General features: G+C 37.6%; 14 protein-coding genes and 3 pseudogenes. 1 reads left to right on the top strand and 16 read right to left on the bottom strand.

The features are described 5' to 3' along the window. The 10 genes and pseudogenes from Q2T41_RS19170 to Q2T41_RS19125 form a co-directional block, all read right to left on the bottom strand. Positions 1-1,131, bottom strand: a pseudogene (locus tag Q2T41_RS19170) (SulP family inorganic anion transporter); the annotation flags it as partial. 164 nt (positions 1,132-1,295) lie between these two features. Next, positions 1,296-1,952, bottom strand: a pseudogene (locus tag Q2T41_RS19165) (carbonic anhydrase family protein). 6 nt (positions 1,953-1,958) lie between these two features. Beyond that, on the bottom strand, positions 1,959-2,084 hold the full coding sequence (locus Q2T41_RS19160) for a hypothetical protein (protein ID WP_304437386.1): 126 nt from the start codon (positions 2,082-2,084) through the stop codon (positions 1,959-1,961). A 78-nt stretch (positions 2,085-2,162) separates the two neighbouring features. Then, complete coding sequence (locus Q2T41_RS19155) at positions 2,163-2,318, bottom strand: hypothetical protein (RefSeq protein WP_304437385.1); 156 nt, start codon at positions 2,316-2,318, stop codon at positions 2,163-2,165. A gap of 14 nt (positions 2,319-2,332) precedes the next feature. Next, complete coding sequence (locus Q2T41_RS19150; protein ID WP_304437384.1) at positions 2,333-2,704, bottom strand: universal stress protein; 372 nt, start codon at positions 2,702-2,704, stop codon at positions 2,333-2,335. Then, positions 2,662-2,784 carry a hypothetical protein gene (locus Q2T41_RS19145; protein ID WP_304437383.1) on the bottom strand — a complete coding sequence of 41 codons (123 nt, stop codon included), beginning with the start codon at positions 2,782-2,784 and terminating at the stop codon, positions 2,662-2,664. Before Q2T41_RS19145 ends, Q2T41_RS19150 begins: the two co-directional genes overlap by 43 nt. A gap of 39 nt (positions 2,785-2,823) precedes the next feature. Then, positions 2,824-4,413: pseudogene (locus Q2T41_RS19140) on the bottom strand (SulP family inorganic anion transporter). A gap of 77 nt (positions 4,414-4,490) precedes the next feature. Then, the gene (locus Q2T41_RS19135) at positions 4,491-4,685 is read right to left on the bottom strand and encodes a hypothetical protein (protein ID WP_304437382.1); all 195 of its coding nucleotides are present in this window, start codon (positions 4,683-4,685) and stop codon (positions 4,491-4,493) included. A 152-nt stretch (positions 4,686-4,837) separates the two neighbouring features. After that, positions 4,838-5,212 carry an SH3 domain-containing protein gene (locus Q2T41_RS19130; protein WP_304437381.1) on the bottom strand — a complete coding sequence of 125 codons (375 nt, stop codon included), beginning with the start codon at positions 5,210-5,212 and terminating at the stop codon, positions 4,838-4,840. A gap of 68 nt (positions 5,213-5,280) precedes the next feature. After that, positions 5,281-5,418, bottom strand: coding sequence for a tetratricopeptide repeat protein (locus Q2T41_RS19125; protein WP_304437380.1), 138 nt, complete (start codon positions 5,416-5,418; stop codon positions 5,281-5,283). A 20-nt stretch (positions 5,419-5,438) separates the two neighbouring features. On the opposite strand from Q2T41_RS19125, the gene Q2T41_RS19120 reads away from it, so the two are divergent. Beyond that, positions 5,439-5,648 (top strand): hypothetical protein, encoded by a 210-nt coding sequence (locus Q2T41_RS19120; RefSeq protein WP_304437379.1) that lies wholly within the window; start codon positions 5,439-5,441, stop codon positions 5,646-5,648. On the opposite strand, the gene Q2T41_RS21040 is transcribed toward Q2T41_RS19120, so the two are convergent. From Q2T41_RS21040 to Q2T41_RS21015, 6 genes are read right to left on the bottom strand one after another with little or no spacing between them, the layout of a single operon-like run. Then, a complete protein-coding gene (locus tag Q2T41_RS21040; RefSeq protein ID WP_436798788.1) occupies positions 5,600-5,758 on the bottom strand; it encodes a hypothetical protein in 159 nt (52 codons plus the stop codon). The genes Q2T41_RS19120 and Q2T41_RS21040 overlap by 49 nt on opposite strands. Before the next feature lie 43 nt (positions 5,759-5,801). After that, entirely contained in the window at positions 5,802-6,158 is a 357-nt protein-coding gene (locus tag Q2T41_RS21035; RefSeq protein ID WP_436798787.1) for a hypothetical protein, read from the bottom strand. A 47-nt stretch (positions 6,159-6,205) separates the two neighbouring features. Beyond that, complete coding sequence (locus Q2T41_RS21030) at positions 6,206-6,667, bottom strand: BatD family protein (RefSeq protein ID WP_436798786.1); 462 nt, start codon at positions 6,665-6,667, stop codon at positions 6,206-6,208. A 17-nt stretch (positions 6,668-6,684) separates the two neighbouring features. Continuing rightward, on the bottom strand, positions 6,685-6,903 hold the full coding sequence (locus Q2T41_RS21025) for a hypothetical protein (protein WP_436798785.1): 219 nt from the start codon (positions 6,901-6,903) through the stop codon (positions 6,685-6,687). After that, complete coding sequence (locus Q2T41_RS21020) at positions 6,851-7,099, bottom strand: hypothetical protein (protein WP_436798784.1); 249 nt, start codon at positions 7,097-7,099, stop codon at positions 6,851-6,853. Before Q2T41_RS21020 ends, Q2T41_RS21025 begins: the two co-directional genes overlap by 53 nt. Then, positions 7,065-7,175: a hypothetical protein gene (locus Q2T41_RS21015; protein ID WP_436798783.1), complete on the bottom strand. Its 111-nt coding sequence runs from the start codon at positions 7,173-7,175 to the stop codon at positions 7,065-7,067. The genes Q2T41_RS21020 and Q2T41_RS21015 overlap by 35 nt, the downstream gene beginning before the upstream one ends. Positions 7,176-7,446: the final 271 nt, after the last annotated feature.

Here is a 7,446-nt window from a genome sequence, read left to right as displayed (position 1 = left end):
TGATAATTTGGTTTTTCCGCCTGCATTGATATTGACTACGGTTCTAATGGTTGCACCGGCACCTGGTATACCACCAAAAACTGCGGCAATACTGTTCCCTATACCTTGACCCACAAGTTCTTTGTTGGGCTGGTGCTTTGTCTTTGTCATATTATCCGCAACTATAGAAGTTAAAAGGGAATCTATGGCACCTAAAAGTGCTAGGGTCAATGCCGTAAATATGTATGGCGTAACAGATGAAAGTTCAAATTGGGTAAATATACCAAGGTTAGGAATTGGGAAACCACCGGGTATCTGCTCAATGGGCCTATAGTCCAGGTCCAAACCATAGGCCACCCCAGAAACTACTACCAAAGCACAAGGGCACTTGGTATAGTGGTGGAAATGCGTTTAAATCCATAAATGATGATAATGGTAGAAAGTGCCAAGATCAATTCTAACCAATTTATTTTTTCAAGGCCCTTGGCATTACTTTAATTGCACCGATAACTCCAGAAGCTTCGGATTTTGCCAAAGTTTGGGCTTCTTTGAGCATGTCCTCATCGGTAATATGCTCGGCACGTGCGTGCTATGGTTTCCTTAAAATTTTCAAGAACCAAAATACCTTCGCCCGCTTCTTCCTTTAAAAATATTGTCAAGGATGATTTCTTCGGCCATGGGTTTGTATTGTGCTACAAAATTCGGAATCTTCCTTAGGGTAGTACCCTATGGCAGGTAAAATTTGGGTAACCAAGATTATGACACCAATTGCCGTCATAAAGCCGGAAACTACAGGATATGGTATGTAACGTATATATTTACCAATTCCCAATAGTCCGAGACCTATTTGCATAAGTCCGGCAAGTAGAAAAACAATTAATATGGCGGGCAGGGCTTTTTCTAAGCTACCATCGTTAATGGCAACGATACCGGCAATGACGACCATACTAACTGCTGTCATGGGAGCGGTAGGTCCTGAAATTTGGGTATTGGTACCTCCAAATAGTGCAGCAAAAAAGCTAATGAAAATTGCTCCGTACAGACCGGCACTGGACCCATTCCAGAACTTACACCAAATGCCAATGCCAATGGCAATGCTACGATTCCAGCGGTGATACCGCCAAATAAATCTCCCTTAAAATTTGAAAACAGATTCTTTCATATATTTAATTATAATTTAATGAAATAGTATCAAATTTGTTAGAAGTGATTCTTGCTTCTTAGTGAAAGTTAAATTAAAAAATTCAGTAGTAAACAGTGGTGTATTGGCTTTAACATAATGGTTTAAAAAAACCGATGAAGTATTCATCGGTTTCTCATAATCGATTAAACCAAGGATAATTATTGTTCGAAAAATTCCACGCACCTGTAGATATATCATACATGGCGCCCACGATCAAAACTTCTCCGTTTTTCTCCATTTCTGCCAATACCGGACTGTCCTTTTTTATATTGGCAATGGTCATTTCTACATTTTTAGCGGCAACTTTATCAACGAAATCAAGATTCTTAGAATTTCTAAGGCTTTCGTCCTTTGGTTCTGTAACGGCATCTACTGCAGGTTCTATCTTGTTGATCAATGCAGTTAGGTTACCCAACCTTGCGTGATCACACGCCCCTTTTATTGCACCACAACTTGTGTGTCCCAAAACTACTATAAGTTTTGTGCCTGCAAGTTTACAGCCAAATTCCATACTGCCCAAGATATCCTCGTTCACAAAATTACCTGCAATCCTTACACTGAAAATATCTCCCAAGCCTTGATCAAACACCAACTCTGCAGAGACCCTAGAGTCTATACAGCTCAATATCGTAGCAAAAGGAAATTGTCCTTCACTAGTATCATTTACTTGTTCTAAAAGATTTCTATTGGCCTTAAGGTTATTTTGAAATCTAAATTTCCTTCCTTAAGAAAGTCCAATGACTTTTGCGGTGTCATTGTGGCTTTGTGTTTCCTTAGTATGTGCTTTCATATGTTTTTAATTTTTAGTTATTTGTCCTGTTAATAATAAAGGAATATTAAGGTTATCTAAAATATCGGTAATATTGGTGGTCGTTGAAAAAGATTTTCCCTTTTTATCCGTGCTTAATTCACCTCTATCCACACATAGTAGATTTACCTTGTTGAAGGTTATATAGTTGGAAATGGTTTTTGAGTATTGTCGTTTTTATCAAATACAAATTCAATATTTATTAGTGCCAATTTCCTCTTTTTCACTACTTTTTGGTATACTGTTTTTGGAAATTTTAAACGATTTCAATGGTTTTTGAGTATGTGTTACCAACCGTGTAACCAATTCTGTCAATGAATTTTCCTCAGAATCGCTTAACATACCCAAAGAAAGGTCTCCATTTAATTCCAGAACATTTTTTTGATCGGTAAAAAATACCGGTCCATGATGTTTTTTAGGACGAAAGGTATGATATGGTCACCTAATAAATTAAATAGTTTAGGCTTTCTTTTGCCCATGACTATAAAATCCGGTTTCTCATTATCTATATAATGTTCAATTTCATGTTTTACGTTACCTATGGCACAGGAATAGGATAATGGAACACCAAATTTTTTAGAATAGGTGTTTACTATGGCATTTATTTGCTTTTCCATTTCCATATACCCTGCATTTAGATTGCGCATGGCAGATAATTGACTTTCTTTTTTTACAACATCGGTTGCTTTTTTTACATGGAACAAGGCAATTTCACCTTTAAATACCTTTGCCAAGTTAATGTGCTTTTAAGGGTATTTTCCAAGGAATCCTTTAATTCTGTAAAAATGACAATTTTATATTTTTTAGTTTTCATAATTACAAGTTTATAGACCGTAAGATTTGGTCATGTTAATTAACTGAGGCTCAATTTTGACTTGGGCCTTTCTTCAAAGAATCCAATGTAGCTTGGAGGATTTTCTACCACCCACGTTTAGAAACCAATTTTATATCTATGTTTCTTTCTTTGGCCTTAAGGCTAAAGTCCTCTAGAATTTCAACGATATCATGATCTAAATATCTCGTTTTCATAATATCTATTTCTAAATAGGTATCTCGTGGTAAACTATCCAACTCGTTCAAAATAGCACCTTTGTTAAAAAAGGTCACTTCTTCTGCCAAGGTCATCTTAATCTTGTGTTTACCATTACTATTGTCCTCAATATGTAAAAAATGCGAGTTTTGGTAACTCTTTAAAAGAATAACTACAATACCAACCGCTAATCCTAGACTTATACCTATTAGAAGATCGGTAAATACAATACCAAGTACGGTTACGAAAAATGGCACGGATTGTTTCCACCCTAGTTTATACATTTTTTGAAAAGGGCAGGTTTTGCCAATTTGTACCCTACTATGAACAGAATTGCTGCCAAGACCGATAATGGAATCATGTTCAACAATCTTGGAATAAGAATCACCGAGATCAATAAAAGGAAACCATGTATTATAGCAGATAATTTAGTTCTACCCCCAGATTGTATATTGGCAGAACTCCTAACGATTACCTGTGTAATTGGCAATCCACCGATTAAACCAGATATAATATTGCCTGTACCTTGCGCCAAAAGTTCCCTATTGGTTGGGGTAACATTTTTGTGGGGATCCAATTTATCCGTTGCCTCAACACAAAGCAAGGTTTCAAGACTGGCCACCAAAGCTATAGTAAATGCAGTAACCCAAACTTGTGGGTTAGTTATGGCGCTGAAATTAGGAAAGCTAATTGTCCCAAAAACGATGCGGCATCTTCTGGTACAGGTACACTTACCAAATGGTCAGAGGATATTGCAAGTACATCACTGTCCTTGGTCAGCACATAAAACAAAATACCTACGGCCACGGCCACCAATGGTCCTTGAATCAGTTGAAATACTTTGCCTTTTTTAGATAAAACCTTGTCCCATAATAACAAAATTGAGAACCCTATAATTGCAATTAGTGTAGCTCCTGGACTTATATTGTTAACGGTATTGATTATTTCTGAAAAAAGTGTTTTCACCATCAACCTGGAAAAAGGCCCAATCTCCTTCCGGATCAGGGTCATAACCAAAAAAATGAGGTATTTGTTTCAAAATAATGATAATACCAATACCGGTAAGCATTCCTTTAATAACGGAAGAAGGAAAATAATATCCAATGACACCGGCCTTTAAAACACCAAAAATAATTTGGATCATGCCACCTAAAACAACGGCAACCAAAAAATTCTGGTAACCGCCCAAGGCTCCAATTGCTGTTAATACAATTGCCGCCAAACCTGCTGCTGGTCCACTGACCCAATTTTAGAGCCACTTAAACCTCCTACTACTATACCGCCAATAATACCGGCAATTAATCCTGAAAACAATGGGGCCCCACTGGCCAACGCAATACCTAAACATAAAGGTAGTGCTACGAAAAATACTACGATACTTGATGGAATATCGCTCTTAATGTGCTTAAACATAAAATAATGAAATTATATCCTAGCGCTCTGCTTAGGATTGATTAGTTACTTAAAAAAAATTAAAATGGTAAACTAACCTAGGTATTTCGGTGGGGAGAGATAACTTCTAAAGCAAAATCAAAACAGCCTAGTAAATAATGCTTACGGCTGTTGGTGTTTTGGGTAAGCGCAATTAAGGAAAAATCAATAGCATTTTCCTTTACATATTTTTCTTCGCCCATTGACTTTTTACCGGTCTCTTGTTGTTCCTCTTCATTAAGATTGGTAACCACAATAGGGTTTTCGGTATCGCACAGGTTATTATGCTAGGTGCAGTAATTGCAAAAAGCCATAATAATAACAAAGTAATGCGCGCTATATGTTTCATTTTTTTGAATCGATGACAAAGATAAGCCCGAGTCTTTAAATATCTGTTAAATTATATCTAAAAATCTTTCAACAGCCTTAAATCTTCCTTATTGGCCCACCCTGTCTTACCATCGGTCAATTGTATTTTGTTCCATTGCTCCAATTCATCCAACACATTCACTTTGGTTCCCGAATGGAGAATAAATAATTGTTGGCCGGCAGTATTGGGTTCGGACTTTATGACGCTTTCTTCAGCAAAAATAATGGCCGGTTGCCAAGCGTTGAAATCGCTCTGTTGAATATAGGCGAATACAATGGCCACCAAACTAACGAACAATGCTAAAAGGCTACCAATAAAGGTCCACCTTTTTCGTGTGGAATAATTTGAAAAATAAAATAGGATGTACAGAATTACAAATGCCAACATAGCGGCAATTGCTAGTATGCCCATTGATCAAAGGTTAGCTTGCCGGTTTATATTCTTATATAATTTGGATAGTCCGGTTTCTGGCAGGGTATCTATAGCGTCCAGGTCATATTTTGGGCATAACTGAGATTGGTCTTTATTTCTTGGTCATTTGGCGCCAGCAACAAAGCTTTTTCGTAGTAATATATGCTTTCGGCAATTTTATTAAGTTTATAATAGGCGTTGCCCATATTAAATAAACCGCGGCAGAATGCTTGCCGTTATCCAATATTTGGGTATAATACTCTATGGCACTATCATATTCACCGGCATTATAGGCTGTGGTAGCTTGATCGAACAATTTATTGTTCTGGGCGCTACAGCAAATAACCGTAAAAAGACCAATGATGAATGCTATCTTTTTAAACATGATTATAATTGTTTATCCATTAATGAAATTACCTCACTGGCCTTTTCATAATCTGCCTGCATTTGAACATCGGAAAATGGACTATATCTTGCGGCTTCGCAACTTTGCAATAAGGATATGAAATTGGTAATGGTGCTTTCTTCAATGCCTTTTTTGTCCAATAACACGGCAATTTTATCTTTACTGAATTCTGAGGTCTCAATTTTAAGCTTGGCCTTTTAAATAATTATGCAATGCCCTTTCCAATGCCACATAAAAGGAATCTTTGTTACCCAATTCCTTTTTAGCCGCCGACAAATATTTACGAGCCAATTTATTGGCCTTTCTGACCTTGTTTCCGGCAACGTCTCCTGCTATGGCGTCTCTCTTTTTCCTAAAAATGATTGCCAAGGGTATTAATAACAAAGGTAGTAGCAGCCAAAGATAAAATTTGGTGGACCTAAAAAAGTATGAAACTGTTTTATCGGATAGGTTAGGGGTCAGTTTTATAAAATTGAACTTTGTACCACTGGCGATCACGGCCTGTTTGCTATTCGCTACATTTGGAGATGGGGTATTCAATCCATTTAAAGGACCTTCTATGACATTGATGATAATTTCATCAGAGGTTAAGGTAGTGTACTTTTCTGTTGAAGGGTTAAATAGCTAAAACTCATTGGGGCAATTGGGTATTTTCCCCTAAAGGCCGGTACAATGGTATATTGGTTACTGATTTTTCCCTGCATGCCGCTCAACGTAGTTCTTACCCCTTCCGTAAATTCAGGTTCGTATACTTCTAAAGCACTAGGTAATTCAGGTTCTGGAAGTTTAAAAAGTTTAAGGTTTCCCTTACCGCTGACCTCTACGGTAGCCTGTAATGACTCCGTAGCGTTTAAACTTGTTTTTCTGGTAGACACGTTAAAATTGAATTCCCCTACGGCACCGTTAAAATTAGCCGGTTGGTTTTCAACCGGTAACGGCTTTACATTTATGGTCCTACTGCCTGCGGAAACCGTTTTATTGGTTTGGGCGTACATACGGCTACCAAAAAAATCGCGTCTTCCTGTGGGAACGTCCACGGTTACATCCAAGGATAAGGGTTCAATGTCTAGCTTACCGGATTTTTGGGATACAGCACTACACGTTTTAAAGTTACGTATCTGTAAGGTTTGCCCTTATAAGTTCCATTTTGGGCACTTAACGCGGATACCTTAATATCTTGGCTCCAGAAATTATTATAGGTAGGATTGTCCAAGGGTTGATAATTGGATACACTAATATTTGGACTTACATATAATTTGTAGACCACTGTAATAGCCTCGTTCAAATAGGGGTTGGTTTTGGAAAATCTCAGCAACTAAATGTAAGTTTTCATCGGCAATGTCATCTGCCGTCATTTGATCACTTGGTTTATCTACCGCAGCGGTCACTTCAACTTCCTTGCCAAGGATTTGTAGGTTTCTCCCCCCAATTGATATGGATGCCTGCTTAATGGTAAATTTTCCCTTTGCTGTAGGGGCCAATGTTATAGGAATAGGATTTGGAGTAACTCCTTACCCCATTTATCCATGAAGAACTTATGGATTGTGACGGACCCATGATGACCCTAAATCCTTCAAAATCGGGGGATAAAAATTATCGCCGTCACGGTTCATGACAAATCTACCCGCAAACGTTCATTTAAGCCTAATTTGGGTTTGCTTAATTTCATTTCAAACGTTACTCCACTCTAGTCCTGTGCCATCACCAAGAGGACGATAGCAAAAACAATAGTGCCAATGAGTATTTTAAAATGCCCTTAATCTTTACCAATCTTTTTCGTTTTTAATCTTAACACCTTTAACTTTTTTGGCGTCAATTTTATCTTGAA

It is taken from the genome of Maribacter confluentis, assembly GCF_030505015.1.
In the GTDB taxonomy this organism is placed as follows: domain Bacteria; phylum Bacteroidota; class Bacteroidia; order Flavobacteriales; family Flavobacteriaceae; genus Maribacter; species Maribacter sedimenticola.
The sequence above is the reverse complement of the archived record's forward strand: the minus strand, read 5'-3'. Positions and strand labels throughout refer to the sequence as shown.

Excerpts from the sequence above, each read along its gene's own strand:
- Q2T41_RS21015 (WP_436798783.1), bottom strand. The coding sequence starts at position 7,175 with ATGGGTCCGTCACAATCCATAAGTTCTTCATGGATAAATGGGGTAAGG.
- Q2T41_RS19130 (WP_304437381.1), bottom strand. The coding sequence starts at position 5,212 with ATGGGCATACTAGCAATTGCCGCTATGTTGGCATTTGTAATTCTGTAC.
- Q2T41_RS19120 (WP_304437379.1), top strand. The coding sequence starts at position 5,439 with ATGCTTGCCGTTATCCAATATTTGGGTATAATACTCTATGGCACTATC.
- Q2T41_RS19125 (WP_304437380.1), bottom strand. The coding sequence starts at position 5,418 with ATGGGCAACGCCTATTATAAACTTAATAAAATTGCCGAAAGCATATAT.
- Q2T41_RS19145 (WP_304437383.1), bottom strand. The coding sequence starts at position 2,784 with ATGAAAACTAAAAAATATAAAATTGTCATTTTTACAGAATTAAAGGAT.